13 protein-coding genes are annotated in these 15640 nt (G+C 37.6%); 10 read left to right on the forward strand and 3 right to left on the reverse strand.

What is annotated here, in order from left to right; all coding sequences use genetic code 11:
* Window positions 1-83 precede the first annotated feature (83 nt).
* The gene (locus tag NST21_RS13770; protein WP_082527327.1) at window positions 84-1124 is read right to left on the reverse strand and encodes a YeiH family protein; all 1041 of its coding nucleotides are present in this window, start codon (window positions 1122-1124) and stop codon (window positions 84-86) included.
* A gap of 119 nt (window positions 1125-1243) precedes the next feature.
* On the opposite strand from NST21_RS13770, the gene NST21_RS13775 reads away from it, so the two are divergent.
* The 6 genes from NST21_RS13775 to NST21_RS13800 all read left to right on the forward strand — a co-directional run bounded on the left by NST21_RS13775 (window position 1244) and on the right by NST21_RS13800 (window position 8714).
* On the forward strand, window positions 1244-2140 hold the full coding sequence (locus NST21_RS13775) for a LysR family transcriptional regulator (RefSeq protein ID WP_340889635.1): 897 nt from the start codon (window positions 1244-1246) through the stop codon (window positions 2138-2140).
* Window positions 2141-2414: 274 nt separating this feature from the next.
* The gene (locus NST21_RS13780) at window positions 2415-3935 is read left to right on the forward strand and encodes a long-chain-fatty-acid--CoA ligase (RefSeq protein WP_340889637.1); all 1521 of its coding nucleotides are present in this window, start codon (window positions 2415-2417) and stop codon (window positions 3933-3935) included.
* A gap of 33 nt (window positions 3936-3968) precedes the next feature.
* Complete coding sequence (locus NST21_RS13785; protein WP_098174436.1) at window positions 3969-5024, forward strand: TauD/TfdA family dioxygenase; 1056 nt, start codon at window positions 3969-3971, stop codon at window positions 5022-5024.
* Between the two features lie 94 nt (window positions 5025-5118).
* On the forward strand, window positions 5119-6411 hold the full coding sequence (locus tag NST21_RS13790) for an MFS transporter (RefSeq protein ID WP_340889638.1): 1293 nt from the start codon (window positions 5119-5121) through the stop codon (window positions 6409-6411).
* A 171-nt stretch (window positions 6412-6582) separates the two neighbouring features.
* Window positions 6583-7581, forward strand: coding sequence for a TauD/TfdA family dioxygenase (locus tag NST21_RS13795; protein ID WP_340889640.1), 999 nt, complete (start codon window positions 6583-6585; stop codon window positions 7579-7581).
* A gap of 185 nt (window positions 7582-7766) precedes the next feature.
* Window positions 7767-8714: an alpha/beta hydrolase gene (locus tag NST21_RS13800; RefSeq protein ID WP_340889641.1), complete on the forward strand. Its 948-nt coding sequence runs from the start codon at window positions 7767-7769 to the stop codon at window positions 8712-8714.
* Window positions 8715-8841: 127 nt separating this feature from the next.
* On the opposite strand, the gene NST21_RS13805 is transcribed toward NST21_RS13800, so the two are convergent.
* The gene (locus NST21_RS13805) at window positions 8842-9615 is read right to left on the reverse strand and encodes an SDR family NAD(P)-dependent oxidoreductase (RefSeq protein ID WP_340889642.1); all 774 of its coding nucleotides are present in this window, start codon (window positions 9613-9615) and stop codon (window positions 8842-8844) included.
* Window positions 9616-10085: 470 nt separating this feature from the next.
* Between NST21_RS13805 and NST21_RS13810 the strand changes: the two genes are divergently transcribed.
* The 4 genes from NST21_RS13810 (at window position 10086) to NST21_RS13825 (ending at window position 14498) form a co-directional block, all read left to right on the forward strand.
* A complete protein-coding gene (locus tag NST21_RS13810) occupies window positions 10086-11141 on the forward strand; it encodes a TauD/TfdA family dioxygenase (RefSeq protein WP_340889643.1) in 1056 nt (351 codons plus the stop codon).
* 114 nt (window positions 11142-11255) lie between these two features.
* Window positions 11256-12539, forward strand: a complete 1284-nt coding sequence (locus tag NST21_RS13815; protein WP_340889645.1) for an MFS transporter — start codon at window positions 11256-11258, stop codon at window positions 12537-12539.
* Between the two features lie 510 nt (window positions 12540-13049).
* Complete coding sequence (locus NST21_RS13820; protein WP_431844661.1) at window positions 13050-13754, forward strand: CoA transferase subunit A; 705 nt, start codon at window positions 13050-13052, stop codon at window positions 13752-13754.
* A gap of 63 nt (window positions 13755-13817) precedes the next feature.
* The gene (locus NST21_RS13825; RefSeq protein ID WP_340889649.1) at window positions 13818-14498 is read left to right on the forward strand and encodes a 3-oxoacid CoA-transferase subunit B; all 681 of its coding nucleotides are present in this window, start codon (window positions 13818-13820) and stop codon (window positions 14496-14498) included.
* 93 nt (window positions 14499-14591) lie between these two features.
* Here the strand turns inward: NST21_RS13825 and NST21_RS13830 are convergent, their stop codons facing one another.
* Window positions 14592-15497 carry a LysR family transcriptional regulator gene (locus tag NST21_RS13830; RefSeq protein WP_340889650.1) on the reverse strand — a complete coding sequence of 302 codons (906 nt, stop codon included), beginning with the start codon at window positions 15495-15497 and terminating at the stop codon, window positions 14592-14594.
* Window positions 15498-15640: the final 143 nt, after the last annotated feature.

Consider the following 15640-nt stretch of genomic DNA (forward strand, 5'->3'; position numbering starts at 1 on the left):
AAGAAAAAAATATTCGGTTTGAACATACTCATGACGGTCATATATGTATTGCAGTGGGTAAAAATTCTCCTTTTTATTCTTTGTTAAAGACTAATATACGTTAGCGATGATAAAAGAAATGATGTAATAATAATGGCAATAAGTGGACGTATTGCTTTGGTACGTAATTCTTTCAAGCTAATATTTAATCCTAATCCGGTCATTGACATTGTTAACATTAATGATGTGAAGTCTGCAATATCAGACATCACTTTTTGTGATACCAATACCTTATTACCAATGATATAGCTTCCTACAAAACTCATAACGATAAAGCCAATTAAAAACCATGGAAACTCGAATCTTGCCTCCCCTTCTATTTTTCCTTTCTTTTTCATCCAAAGCATGAGAATAAAGCAAACCGGAATTAATAGGAATACTCGTGTAAGTTTGGCAAGTAATGCGTGAGCAAGAGCATCCTGGCCTGCCGGGGCAGCAGCTAAAGCAACATGGCCTATCTCGTGTAGGCTGATTCCAACCCAATTTCCGTAGTTCATAGGACCAATTGATAAAAAAGGATATATTAACGTATAGATTATTGAAAACACTGTGCCGACTAATGCGATGATGCCTACTCCCATAGCCGTATCTTCATCTTTTGCTTTTATAATTGGCGATACGGCTGCGATGGCAGCTGCACCACAAATGCCTGTGCCGACACTTAATAATAAAGAAAGATTAAAATCTGCCTTCAGCCATTTTGCAATGATCATAAGAACAACAATTGAAAAAATGATCGTTATTGTCCCTCTTAGCAATAGAGGGAAACCCTGATGAAATATCACAATCATGTTAAGCTTTAATCCATAAAGTATGATGGCAAATCTCAATAGTTTTTTTGATGAAAATTGAATACCAGTACGTAATTTTTTTGGATATCCAAAAACCTGTCTATAAACCACAGCTAGTAAAATGGCACACGCAAGAGGTCCAATATGATTTAGACCTGGCAACGCTGCCAAAATAAAACCTAACACGGCTATGATCAATGTAAAACCAATTCCATAAATCAAAGAAACATTTAGCTTTTTTGCCGCTTTTTTTTGCTTATTTGGACTGGGAGTTATTAACGCTTTTTGTTCCAATGTTTTTCAACCCCTTATTTGGATTATTTATAATTTATCGTACCTAATGATTTACAATAAGGAAAATAAATGATTATTATAGTTATAATAAGTAAATGCGATAGTAAGAAGGAGAACATATGGATCAACTATTATCTGTATTTATATCTGTAGCTGATAAAAGAAACTTTTCCAGAGCAGCGGAAGTGCTTCATATGACTCAGCCTGCAGTCAGCCAGCAAATTCAACAATTGGAAAAACATGTAGGTGCAAAACTACTTCTGCGAACAAACAAATCTGTCCAGCTAACTAAAGCAGGAGAAATAGTCTATTTACATGCTAAAGAAATAACAGGTATATATAAACGAATGTCAATGTTAGTGAATGAATTAAATAACGAGCCAACAGGACCATTAAAAATTGGTGCCAGCTATACCTTTGGAGAGTATGTATTACCACATATACTTGCAAGAATGAAAAACCTATTTCCTAATATCTTCCCTTCGGTACAGATTGGCAACACAAGGGATATTGCCAAAGCAATCACAAGTCATGAGATCGATGTCGGAATTGTAGAGGGGGAAATTTCTCTTCGAAATATATATATAAAATCCGTTTCCACCGACCAAATGTATATCGTGGCAGGGGGTAAATATCCAATTTATTTCAATAAGGAAGTTACACGAAGACAGGTAGAACAAGAGAATTGGATTGTCCGTGAAGAAGGTTCTGGTACAAGAGAGGCAACAGAAACATTATTTCAATCTTTACAATTACGTCCTACCAAGTTAATGGAGTTCGGCAGCACACAACTTATAAAAGAAGCAGTTGAAGCCGGGCTTGGCATTAGTTACTTATCTGAACTTACTGTAAAAAAAGAAAGAATGCTTGGTACCATTCAAGTATTAAATGTAAAAGGGACACCGATAAAAAGAAATTTTTCAGTTATAACAGAATCTGTGGAATTGCATACGAAATCTATGAACTTATTTATTGAGTTAATAGAAAAATATCTAAAGAACCAATTATTGCAATAGCTCTATTTTATAAATTAATAAAAATATAAAAAAGACAAAGCTCTTTACTGGGGTTTTGTCTTTTTTTTAGAAGTAGATGGAGAGATCATCGAAGTAGCCCTTCTGTTATCCTGAAGTTTCTTTTTAATATTATTAATACTTATATACAAATTAAAATCTTTAATTTTATTTAATTATAATTTATGAGTATACTTAAAATGTAATAATATTTTAAATATTCAAAATAGTGGGTATTCAAATCCTCCTATGTGAGAAAAGGGGTGGAATTCATTTAATGAGTTATAACTTAAACGAAAATCTAAAAAAAAGCGCAAGTAATTTCCCAGAAAGTATCGCTTATATCTATGGAGATAAAAGTGTTACTTATCAAGAACTAAATCAGAAGGTGGATCGATTGGCTGCTGGTCTGTATGTACAAGGAATCAGGAAGGGAGATGGAGTGGCTCTTATTTTAGGAAATAGCCCTGAATTTCTCATTGCGTACTACGGTATTTTACGGCTTGGTGCATTTGTTGTTCCGATCAATCCTTTGTATACCCAAGGGGAAATTAACTACTTATTAGACAATAGTCAAGCCAAAGCGGTCATTACTCATGTATCTGTAGAACCGAAGTTATCAGAAGTAAAAAAGCAATTGGAAAATCTGAAGCTTGTGGTTTATACCGAAGCCGAGGATCAGGAATCGACATGGGAGCATCTCATGGAAACAGGCACAAGCATTAATGTTTATGGAAGCCCTTACATTGATGAGGAAGATCTTGCAGTCATTCTATACACATCAGGAACAACCGGGAAACCAAAGGGTGCAATGTTAACGCATCGGAACTTGGTTTCAAATGCGGACTCCATTTCAAAATTATTAGAACTCGATGTTAAAGATCGTGTCGTAGCTGTTCTGCCAATGTTCCATGTATTCTGTATGACAATTTGTTTGAATGCGCCAATTGCTTGTGGGGCAACAGTCCTGATCCAGCCTAAATTCAGCCCTCATGACGTGGTCAGCACCATTCGAGAAAAAAAGGCAACCGTGTTTGCTGGAGTACCTACGATGTACAGTTTTATCTATCAATTGCCTGAAGCGATTGCGGAGGATTGCCAATCTATTCGCATGTGTATCTCTGGAGGTGCCTCGATTCCGGCAGAGCTGCTGCATAAATTTGAAAACAAGTTTAATGTTTCTATCTTGGAAGGATATGGGCTTTCGGAAACTGCTCCTCTCGTCGCTATTAATCCTTTAAAAGGAACTCGCAAGCCAGGTTCTATAGGCTTGAATATTCCAGCTGTCCAAAGCAAAGTTGTAGATGAGTTCGGAAAAGAATTGCCGAGAGGAGAAGTCGGAGAATTAGTTGTTCAAGGGCCAAATGTAATGAAGGGATATTTGGGGATGCCGGAAGCTACTTCAGCTGCTTTTAATGACGGGTGGTTTTACACTGGTGATCTCGCAACAATGGATGAAGAAGGATACATCTACATTGTTGACCGCAAGAAGGACATTATTATTGTTGGAGGCTACAATGTATATCCTCGTGAAGTGGAGGAAGTCCTGTATCAACATCCTGCTGTGGTAGAGGCGGCCGTAATCGGAGTTCCAGATGGGGAATACGGAGAAAGTGTTAAAGCTTTTGTTGTAGTTAAGGATGAGCAGATCACCATGAATGACATTATTCAATTCTGTCACGATAAGCTGGTGAAGTACAAGCTTCCTAAACGAGTAGAATTTTTTAAAGAGCTGCCTAAGAACTCAACAGGGAAGATTTTGCGCAGAGAGTTAAGAGAATTGACTGAAGTGAAGTAAGAGATGAACCAACTTATTAAAGGGGGATTAATTATGTCAACCATTTTAAAGGAAAAAGTTAAAGGGCAAGTAGCCTGGAAAGGCACTGACCTGGCTAAAGATGATTCATGGGTTTATTATTTGTCTGAAAAAACGATTGCCTCGCTTGAGAACGCTTTAGTTCATGTTAAACAAAAGGGTTTAAAAGCACCTGATTTTAACAAAGAGGATTTTCCGATTCCTGATATATATGAAGAAATCGTTTACTTTGTTGAAGAGCTGGAGAATGGGAGAGGGTTCCTATTAATTCGTGGATTACCTATTGAAAGGTATACAGATGAAGAAGCAAGCATCATTTACTGGGGTCTAGGACTTCACATGGGCATTCCGGTATCGCAAAACGCAAATGGTGACCTCTTAGGGCACGTCAAAGATCAAGGTCTTAGCTTAGAAAATTCTAATGTACGTGGTTACCAAACGAAACTACACCTTCCATTTCATGCTGATGGATCTGATGTTGTTGGATTATTAAGCCTGCGAAAAGGGAAATCTGGAGGTCACAGCAGTATCATCAGTTCGATGACTGTTTACAATGAAATTCTGGAGAAGAACCCGGAATATCTAGGAGTTCTCTGTCGTCCATTTTACTTTGATCGTCGTGGAGAGGAAGCGCCGGGAGAACCTCCAGTATTTACATCATCAATCTTTAATTATTATGATGGTAAACTGAGCTGTAGATATGTCCGTTTATTTATCGAATCAGCACAAGCAAAAACAGGCATCCAATTGTCAAAAGTGGAAATTGAAGCATTAGACTTACTGGATTCCCTCCTTCATGATGAGAATTTACATTATAACATGATGTTGGAGGCAGGGGATATGCAGTTCGTCAATAATTATACGATTCTTCACTCACGTACTCAATACGAAGACTATGAAGAGCCGGAACGCAAACGTCATCTTTTAAGATTGTGGCTCACGATGCCAAATGGTCGGGAAATTTCCCCGGAATTCGCGATGTTTATTGATGAGAATACGGGTAAACCAGGTCGCGGCGGCGTACCGCAACGTAAAACAACATCTGGCGGTATTATAGAAACCCTGAAGTAATTTTTTAAAAACGTTTAGTAAGAACGAGTGGGAACACCTTTTCAGAGTTCAGAAATAAGGTGTTCCTTATATAGGGAAACGTGGGGAAATTTACATGACAAACACTCCAAAATATTCTTGGATTATCTTATTATTTCTAGTTCTTAGCGGGATGATCAACCAAGTGGATAAAATAATTATTGGTTTGGTTTCCGTTCCTTTAATGAAAGAGTTACATTTAAGTCCATCGCAATGGGGAGTCGTAGGAAGTTCTTTCTTTTGGTTCTTTACCTTCTCCTCTATTATTCTTGGCGGCATGGCCGATTCAAAAAACACGAAAAAAATGTTAACTTGGATGTCGTTGATTTGGTTGATAGTTCAATTTTTCACCCCTTTCGTTAGCAGTTTGTCTATGCTTTTGTTAACCAGAATGATTTTGGGAGCTGGTGAAGGTCCTGCCCCCGCTCTATCCACGGCAATCATGGGAAAATGGTTCCCAAAACACAGGCACGGCATCGGCTTTGGTGCGTTTCTATTAGGAACGACAGGGGGATCTGCGATCGCTTCACCATTTTTAATCTCCTTGATTGATCATTATGGATGGAGATCTGCATTTATAGCGATGGGTATTCTGGGACTGATTGTACTGGTTTTATGGATGATTTTCGGTAAAGATAGTCCTCAAGAAATCGGCTGGCCGTCGATACAGCAAAAGGAGCAGCAATCATCAAGCCTCTCTAAAGTTTCTTGGAGTCAGTTTCTTCCGCATCTATTATCTAAAAATTTTATTCTGATCGTTTTGTGCGGGGGGTGTGCCTATTGGTTATTGTCCGTACAAGCGGTATGGCTTCCAGCCTATTTTACCAAAATTCAACATTTTAATGGTCAAACATTAAAATTAGCCGTGTCTTTACCTTTTCTTTTTGCAGCCTTTTTCCAATTAGGATTTGCCATTCTATCAGATTGGCTCTATCGTAAAACCAGAGATATTCGTAAAGCACGAATAAATCTTGCCGGTATAACGATGATGGTATCCGCTCTATGCTTATACCTAGCAAATGCCGCGAATTCTACGGTGATGTCCATATTGTTCTTCACCCTTGCTCCGGGTTTTGCGTATGTCATTCTTTCACTCGCACCCGCAATATTGATGGAGTTTTTTTCTCCCCAGAATATTGGAAAGGCACAAGGGACGTTCATTGCACTTGCAAGTACTACAAGTATTATTGCTCCACTCGTATTTGGCTATCTTATTCAAAATGCAGCGACTGAAGCTATCGGATACGGATACGCATTTCAAGCCTCTTCTTTAGGGATGCTCATTATCGGATTATTATTTTGGATCGGTGTACGTCCCGCAAAGGAAAGCCACACAATAATTGAAACAGATGACCAAGTGAGTATTTAAGAGATATAAACGTTGATTGAAAGATTCTTAGTAAGATTATATTAATCTAACTTAATTATAAGTTACAAATGATAATTTCATTTAATTAATAATAATAAGTGTACCATAAATAATAAATTCTGAATATTCGCTCAATTATAGTGATATAACAAATATAAAGGAGGAATATGTATGTCAGTTATTTTAAAGGAAAAAATTCAAGGGCGTTCAGCGTGGAAAGGTATCGAACTAGCAAAAGATGATTCATGGATTTATTATTTGTCAGAGAAAACCCTTGCAGCTCTTGACAAGGCTGTATTACATGTTCAACAAAAAGGGTTAAAGGCACCCAATTTTAAAAAGGAGGATTTCCCAATTCCTGATCTCGCTGATGTAATTGCTTATTTTGTTGACGAGCTGGAGAATGGGAGAGGATTTCTATTGATTCGTGGATTACCAATGGATCAATATACTGACGATGAAGCTAGTATCATTTACTGGGGTCTTGGACTTCACTTGGGCCTACCGATCATCCAAGGAAAAAAGGGTGACCTCTTAGGGCATATCAAAAACATGGGTAAAGACTTTAATGATAATACAACAGTAAGAGGTTACCAAACGAATGTACGTCTTGACTATCACACAGATCTCGCTGATGTTGTCGGATTACTATGTCTTCGTAAAGCGAAATCTGGCGGTTTAAGCAGTATCGCTAGTGCGATGTCTATCTATAATGAAATTCTGGATAATCACCCAGAGTACCTTGAAATTCTCTATCGTCCATTCGCCCATGATCTTCGTGGGGAAGAAGCACCAGGTCAATCTCCAGTAGTTCCATCACCGATCTTTAGCTATTACGATGGTAAATTAAGCTGCAGATATATGCGTCAATATGTCGAATCAGCACAAACGAAAACAGGTATCTCTTTGTCGAAAGAGGAAATCGAAGCATTTAATTGTATAGATTCCCTTACTGCTGATAAAAACTTCCATATTGATATGATGATGGAACCGGGTGATATGCAATTCGTTAATAATTATACCGTTTTTCATTCACGTACACTATTTGTAGATTATGAAGAAGATGACCGCAAACGTCATTTATTAAGATTATGGCTCATGATGCCAAATGGCCGAAAAATTGCTCCAGGTTTCGAGTTTTATATAGGAGGAGCACCAGTAATTAGATAAAAAACCGGTGGTAATAATAATCACCAATATTTCTTGTATGGTGATTTTATTCAACGAAAATGATGAATAAAATCACCATTTTATGTTTTTATTTTGAAGTTAATCTGAGAGTCTCGTGACAGGAATAATGGTTTCGCATATAGACTGGGTAATTTAAAAATAACCTGAAGTGAGGATGATGTTTTTTGGCAAGTTTAGATCCGCAAGCAGAAAAATATTTACAAGCATTTAATCAGCTGCCACCTATTCATACGATGGATCATAAGTCAGTAAGAGAGATGCTTTCTAAAGCACCGCGTCCTGCTGTAAAATTAGAACCGCTTTCAAAAGTTGAGGATTTCATGATTCCGGTAAGCCAGGATGAAACAATCAAATGCAGGGTATATATACCGGAAGGGCAAGGTCCTTTCCCTCTATTTATTTACTACCATGGTGGAGGATGGGTTCTAGGAGACATTGAATCAACGGATGCAAGCTGCCGAATGATAGCGAATCGAACGGAAAGTATTGTTGTATCCGTAAACTATCGTCTTTCTCCAGAGTATAAGTTTCCGACTCCAGTAGAAGACGCCTATTCCGCATTGCAATGGGTTTTTGAAAAAGGAACTTCATTTAACGGAGAAGTTTCTCGATTGGTAGTTGGAGGGGATAGCGTAGGTGGAAATCTAGCGACTGTAGTTACGATGATGGCGAGAAACAAAAAAGGTCCAAACATCACTGCACAGGTCTTAATCTATCCTGCGACAAATCTTGAGTTCAATACGGAATCCCATCGAGCCTTTGCAAAAGGATTTGGTCTTGATCGCGAACAGTTGATTTGGTTCCGTGATCATTATTTAAGGAAAAATGAGGACAGGTGTAATGAATATGCTTCCCCCTTGGTCGCTCAAGATTTAAGTGGTCTCCCGCCAGCAATTGTTATTACAGCGGAAAATGATGTGCTTCGGGATGAAGGAATGGCCTATGCTGAACGTCTGAAAGATTTTGGTGTTCAAGTTGAATATGAATGTGAACCCGGGATGGTGCACGGATTTTTTGTACAAATGGCCATTTTCTCAAAGAACATAGAATTAACTGTTTCTAGGATCGAGAAGTTCTTGAGTTCCTTAAAATATACAATAGAGATAGATTGAAAGAAAATGTTCTAAATGAAGCGAGCCTCAGAATTTAGTGAGGCTCGCTTTTTAAAATAACCTATTTAATTTTTAAATAGAAATTATTGATAATCTACGAAACAGTAACAATAGCAACCCTAGGCATTTAGTAATAAACGGTATTTCCAATTCCACCGGTTACCGAAATGACATCGCCAGTTATCGATGCCGCCAAAGGTGAGGCTAGGAAGGTAACGACATTAGCAATTTCCTCTGGTGTAATCAAGCGGCCGAGGGCATTCATTGATGCTGCCTGGCGTATAGCTTCCTCATTAGTGACACGGCCTCTAAACGTTTCCGTATCGACAATCCCTGGATAAACAGCATTGACAGTAATTCCGTGCTTTCCTAATTCTAATGATGCGGATTTTGTCATATGGACAACAGATGCATTACGAGGACCGGAACTAAAATAATTGCCGCCAATTCTAGCTGCCAGACCACTTATATTGATAATACGTCCCCAATTATTTTGGATCATATAAGGAGCAACAGCCCGGACACAACGAAAATAGCCCATATACTTTTCTTCAAAATCTTTCAAGATAAGTTCATCTTTAATGCTGTTAAATTCCTCTGGTTCATGGCCTCCAACACGGGCTCCACTGTTGATTAAAATATCAATGCTTCCCATTTCTGCTGCTGATTTTTCAACTAAATTTAGGATAGAGTCAGGATCATTGGTATCTGCCACGATTGGATAAATACTTCTGTTGGTTTCTTTGGCCAATTCGTCTGCTGCATTCTTTAGTGAAGATTCGTTTCTTGAACAAATCGTACAATCTACACCTTCCAAAGCCAACTGACGGGCAATAGCTTTGCCAATACCCCTGCTTCCTCCAACGATAAGTGCTTTTTTTCCAGATAATTTTAAGTCCATAGTTCAACCTCCTGTTTCGAATTAACTTGTATTAGACTCTGCTTGAAAGTTATTTATTAGAATATTTAATCATTTCTATCTTTGATTCTACCTATAAATGATAATTATATAAAATTAAAAATTTTAAATTGCACTTAAGTTTTATTAATATAATGATATGTGTTATAAGATTGCCATGTACATGAGTATTGTATTTTCCATTTATTAGTAAAGATTATTTGCAGATTAAAAATTTTAATTTTATTTAACTGAAAATTATGAATATAATTAACAGAATAACAATTATAACAGTCAGAAGTTATTTAAAGCGCTTCCATGGAAGTGAAGGGGGGAACAAGGAACATCATTTATTAAGCAATAATTGTTTGTATAAGGGTTTGAAAGATAGTGACAGTCGCTTTTAAAGTAGGAAAACAGCCCAAACTTTTTCATTAGTTAAAATTGCAATAGAAAACGAAGGAGGATTCTCGGTGCCGTCTATTTTAAAGGAAAAAATTCAAGGACCAGTGGCTTGGAAAGGTATTGATTTAGCTAAAGATGATTCATGGATTTATTATTTGTCAGAGAAAACGATTGCAAATCTTGAAAGTGCTTTATTCTATGTAAAACAAAAAGGGTTAAAGGCACCTGATTTTAACAAGGAGGACTTTCCAATTCCGGATCTTTCTGACGAAATATCCTACTTTATAGACGAGCTGGAAAATGGGAGAGGTTTTCTATTAATTCGTGGCTTACCAATTGAAAAGTATACAGATGAAGAAGCAAGCATCATTTACTGGGGTCTCGGAGTCCACCTGGGCATCCCGGTAACGCAAAACGCCAAAGGTGATCTATTAGGGCATGTTGTTGACCAAGGTCTCGACATTAATGATTCAAATGTACGTGGTTACCAAACGAATGCTCATCTTCCCTTTCACCCAGATGGATCTGACGTAGTAGGATTATTAAGTCTTCGAAAAGCTAAAGTTGGCGGTTACAGTAGTATCGTAAGTTCCATCGCGGTTTACAATGAAATTCTGGATAGGTACCCAGAGTATCTTGGAATTCTCTATCTTCCATATTTCTTGGATCGCCGTGGTGAGGAAACACTAGGTGAATCTCCTGTTTATTCATCACCAGTCTTTAGTTATTACGAAGGTAAATTAAGCTGCAGATATAACCGCGGATATGTCGAATCGGCACAAGCGAAAACAGGTAGATATTTGTCAAAGGTTGAAACTGAAGCATATGACTTAATTGATTCCCTCCTATATGATGAAAACATGCATATTGATATGATGATGGAACCGGGTGATATGCAATTTGTTAATAATTATTCTGTTCTTCATTCACGTACGGTATACGAAGACTATGAAGAACCTGAACGCAAACGTCATTTATTAAGATTGTGGCTCACGATGCCAAATGGGCGAGAAATTGCGCCAGACTTCGCGATGTTCATTGATGAGAAAACAGGTAAAGCGGGTCGCGGCGGTATTCCGGTACGTGAAAAAACAGCTGGAGGTATTGCAGATAAAATGAGGTAATGGGATTAATAAATATAAGAGTTTAGAGGAGGTTAAACACGGAAGGTTTACCTTTAAAAACTTTTAAAACACCAATTGATTCATGTTAACGGAATAGAAGGGGAGATTATTAATTTGAAAACACCTAAATATTCTTGGATCATATTATTAATTCTTGTAGCTTCAGGTATGATCAACCAGGTTGATAAAATTATCATTGGTTTGGTTTCTGTTCCTTTAATGAAAGAGTTACATTTAAGTCCTTCACAATGGGGAATTGTCGGCAGTTCGTTTTTTTGGTTCTTTACCTTTTCCTCTTTCATTCTAGGGGGAATGGCCGATACAAGAAATACGAAAAAAATGTTTACTTGGATCTCGTTTGTCTGGTTGATTGTTCAATTTACCACACCTTTTGTTTCCAGTCTGACTCTGCTAGTAATGACAAGAATGGTCTTGGGAGCAGGAGAAGGTCCTGCAGTTGCTATATCAACTTCAATAATAGGGAAATGGTTCCCTAAACATAGACATGGTATAGGCTTTGGCGCCGTTCTCTTTGGAGCAACAATCGGACCCGCGATTGCTTCGCCATTATTAATCTCCTTGATCAATGGATATGGATGGAGATCTGCTTTTATAGCAATGGGGATTGTTGGACTAATGGTGCTAGTTTTATGGTTGATTCTTGGAAAAGAAAGCCCAAAAGAAATCGGTTCGTATACTTTTGATCAAGAAGATAAGCACTCAATAATTTCTTCTAATGTTTCTTGGCGTCAGTTTCTTCCGTATCTTTTATCTAAAAATTTTATTTTTATCGTTTTGTGTGCAGGCTGTGCCTATTGGTTATTGTCCGTTCAAGCAGTATGGTTTCCTGCATATTTTACCGAAATTCAACATTTTGATGGAAAAATGTTGAAACTTGCAGTGTCTTTACCCTTTCTTTTTGCTGCCATTTGCCAGATTGTATTTGCCTTGTTATCGGATCGGCTTTATCGCAAAACAGGAGATATTCGTAAAGCACGAATAAATGTTGCAGGGATAACGATGGTGATCTCCGCTATTTGTTTATTTCTTGCAAATGCCTTTAATTCTAGTTCTATTTCCATTCTATTCTTCATCCTTGCTCCGGGTTTTGCGATTGTTATTCTTTCACTCGCACCCGCCATATTAATGGAATTATTTTCTCCTAAAAACATTGGAAAGGCTCAAGGGACCTATGTGGCTCTATCAAGTTCAACAAGCATTATTGCTCCACTCATATTCGGGTATCTTATCCAGTATGCAGGAACAGAGGCAATTGGATATAGTTATGGCTTTCAAGTAACTTCTTTGGTTATGTTCGTAATCGGATTATTATTTTGGACCATTGTCCGTCCCGCGAACCAAAGTCAGATAAAACCTGAGGAACAAGTTATTGTATAAAAATCATTAATAGGTGAATCAAGGAGGGAAATAAACTATGTGTAAAAATGAAAAGGCCGTTTCTGAGATGGACAGTTGTGTATTGTGTCATGAGGAATTAGCCATTATGGAGCGAAATCGCAGTAAGTGCTGGAGTTGTCAGGATAAGATATCCGAGACTTACGCTGATGATCATATTGAAGCGGAGGATTAAGTAAATTAGTTAGTTTCGTAAATGATTTGAACTGTAAAAGGAACTTCTTTATTACGGAGGTCCTTATTTATTCTTAGGCTATGTTAAACATAATTGTTGATTTTTCAAACTATGTTGATTGGAGCGAAGTGCCTGGAGCGGAAATCAACAGGTAAGTTTAACACAGCTTATATTTAAGATTATAGTTTGTAGTATATAAAGATTACTTACTTACCGATTAAAAAATTTAATTTTATTTAATTATTACTTATGAGTATGGTCGGTATCATAATAAAAAAATTCTATTAATTAAGTTAATAATGCAGGGAGTGAAAATATTGGCTGGGCAAGGAAAGTTAAACACAACATTTTATGAAGCGATTCAAGATATTCAAGATGGTGCAACCATCATTGTTGGTGGGTTTGGTCTGTCGGGAATTCCCGAGAATCTAATTCTAGCATTGCGAGAAAAGGGAACAAAAGACCTTACGATTGTCAGTAACAATTGTGGGGTGGATGATTGGGGACTGGGTTTACTGCTTGCCAATAAACAGATTAAGAAAATGGTGGCAAGCTATGTAGGTGAGAACAAGATCTTTGAAAAGCAATTTTTAAGTAGAGAATTGGAAGTAGAGCTTGTTCCCCAGGGTACACTGGCGGAAAGAATTCGGGCAGGAGGAGCTGGCATCCCTGGATTCTATACGCCGACTGGAGTGGGTACACCGATTGCAGAGGGCAAAGAGCACCGATTATTTAATGGCAGAACGCATATTCTTGAAGAAGGAATTGTTGGGGATTTTGCCTTCGTCAAGGCATGGAAAGGTGAACCGTTAGGAAATCTTGTTTACCGGAAGACAGCGCGGAATTTTAATCCACTAGCAGCAACGGCAGGCAGGATTACGATTGCCGAAGTGGAGCAAATGGTTGAAGTAGGTGCTCTTGATCCGGATGAGATTCATACACCTGGGATCTATGTTCAAAGGATATTGGAAGGAAAAAATTATGTGAAAAGAATTGAACGCCGTACCGTCATACCTACTTAACTTACCTTTAAAGGGTAACTTACCGCAAAAATTACAATGCGATTTTTCAGGAGGATTAACAGTATGGATACCAGGACAAAAATCATTAAGCGTGCGGTTCAAGAGATTCAAAATGGGATGAATGTGAATCTAGGAATTGGAATGGCTACTTTACTTGCGAACGAAATACCGAAAGAATTACATGTATTATTGCAATCCGAAAATGGGTTGCTTGGCATCGGACCCTATCCAGTTGAAGGGATGGAAGATCCTGATCTTATTAACGCAGGGAAAGAAACGGTTACAGCGGTAATCGGTGGATCTTTCTTTGACAGTGCTGAGTCCTTTGCCATGATTCGTGGGGGACACATTGATCTGGCTATCTTGGGAGGTATGGAGGTTTCCGAACAAGGTGACTTGGCAAATTGGATGATTCCGGGAAAATTGGTCAAAGGGATGGGAGGTGCGATGGATCTTGTCCATGGTGCCAAAAGAATTGTGGTCATAATGGAGCACACCAATAAGTACAATGAATCCAAAATCAAAAAAAGCTGTTCCCTTCCATTGACAGGTCAAAAGGTTGTAAATCGACTGATTACTGACTTGGCTGTATTTGATTTTACTCCCGAGGGAATGATTCTTGTGGAAACTCAAGAAGGTGTTTCACTTGATGAAGTGATAGAAAAGACGGAGGCTTCCTTTACGATCAGCACCAATTTGACATGTGGTAAAGGGGATCGCCAAAAGAATTCTATTACAAGGTAAAGAGATTACACTGCTAAGGGTAGAGATAGATTTGTAATAAGAGAAGCTTTTTCGCCCACCTTGAGACGAAGAACCTTCTCTTTTTTTTCTTTTTTAATTCTTAATAATTTCTGATTTTAAATAATGAATATATTTGTTGGCAAAAGTGGACAAATGTTTATTTTCTGATCGAACTAATCCTAAAGAAATATTTACAGTCGGATGATACACCAAATCAATTGGAACGATATCACCATTAATGATAAGGGGATAGTTTTTCATTACGAAATCAGGAGCAAATGTAATTGCCAAATTTTCATTGACGGCTTGGAGAACTCCATCCATATTATTTGATGTAAATAAGATTTTCAAGGGCTTATATTTATGAAAGAATTCTTGTACAAAATACTGCATAAATTCACCCTTATATGTCACGAGAGTTTGATCAAGTATATCATGCGGAGTTATAGTACCAAGGATGGCTAAGGGAGAATGCTTAGAAACATAAACTTTCTGCTTCCCTTCGATTAATGCTTCAAAAGCTATTCCTTCCATGTTTATGTTCAAATCACTTGAATACGTAATCAGTCCAATGTCAGTCTTGTGCTGTCGAACATCTTCAATTACAGCAGATCCACTTTTATCGGAAACCTCCAAATTTACGTGCGGATAATCATGTCTAAACGATGATATCGCTTTTACCAGGAACGTCATCAATCCAGGTAATGACGAAATTTTTAGTTCCCCCACTTCCGTGGAATTCAATAAGTTAGCAGTCACTTTTATTTCCTCAAGTTTTTTTTGTACTTCATAGGCGAGTTTCAGAATGATTCTTCCTTCATCGGTTGGGACAGCGCCGTGTCCCCGTGACCGCTTAAGAACTTTAATCCCCAACTCCTTTTCCAAGTTGGTTATGGACTGGCTGATGTTGGATTGAGTCACATGTAGATTCTGTGCTGCGATAGACAGAGAACTGTATTTTGCGACTTCTACGATATATAGTAATTGTTCAATATTCATGACTGTTCTCCTTTTTTAAATATTAGTAATACTTACTTACAGATTAAAATCTTTAATTTTATTTAATTATAATTTATTAGTATAATCAATATCAATAATATTTTAAAATCTTTGAATATTCTAAAAACAGGAGGAGAACTAGA

Origin of the sequence: Peribacillus sp. FSL K6-1552, from assembly GCF_038005205.1 — a bacterium.
Lineage (GTDB): Bacteria > Bacillota > Bacilli > Bacillales > DSM-1321 > Peribacillus > Peribacillus butanolivorans.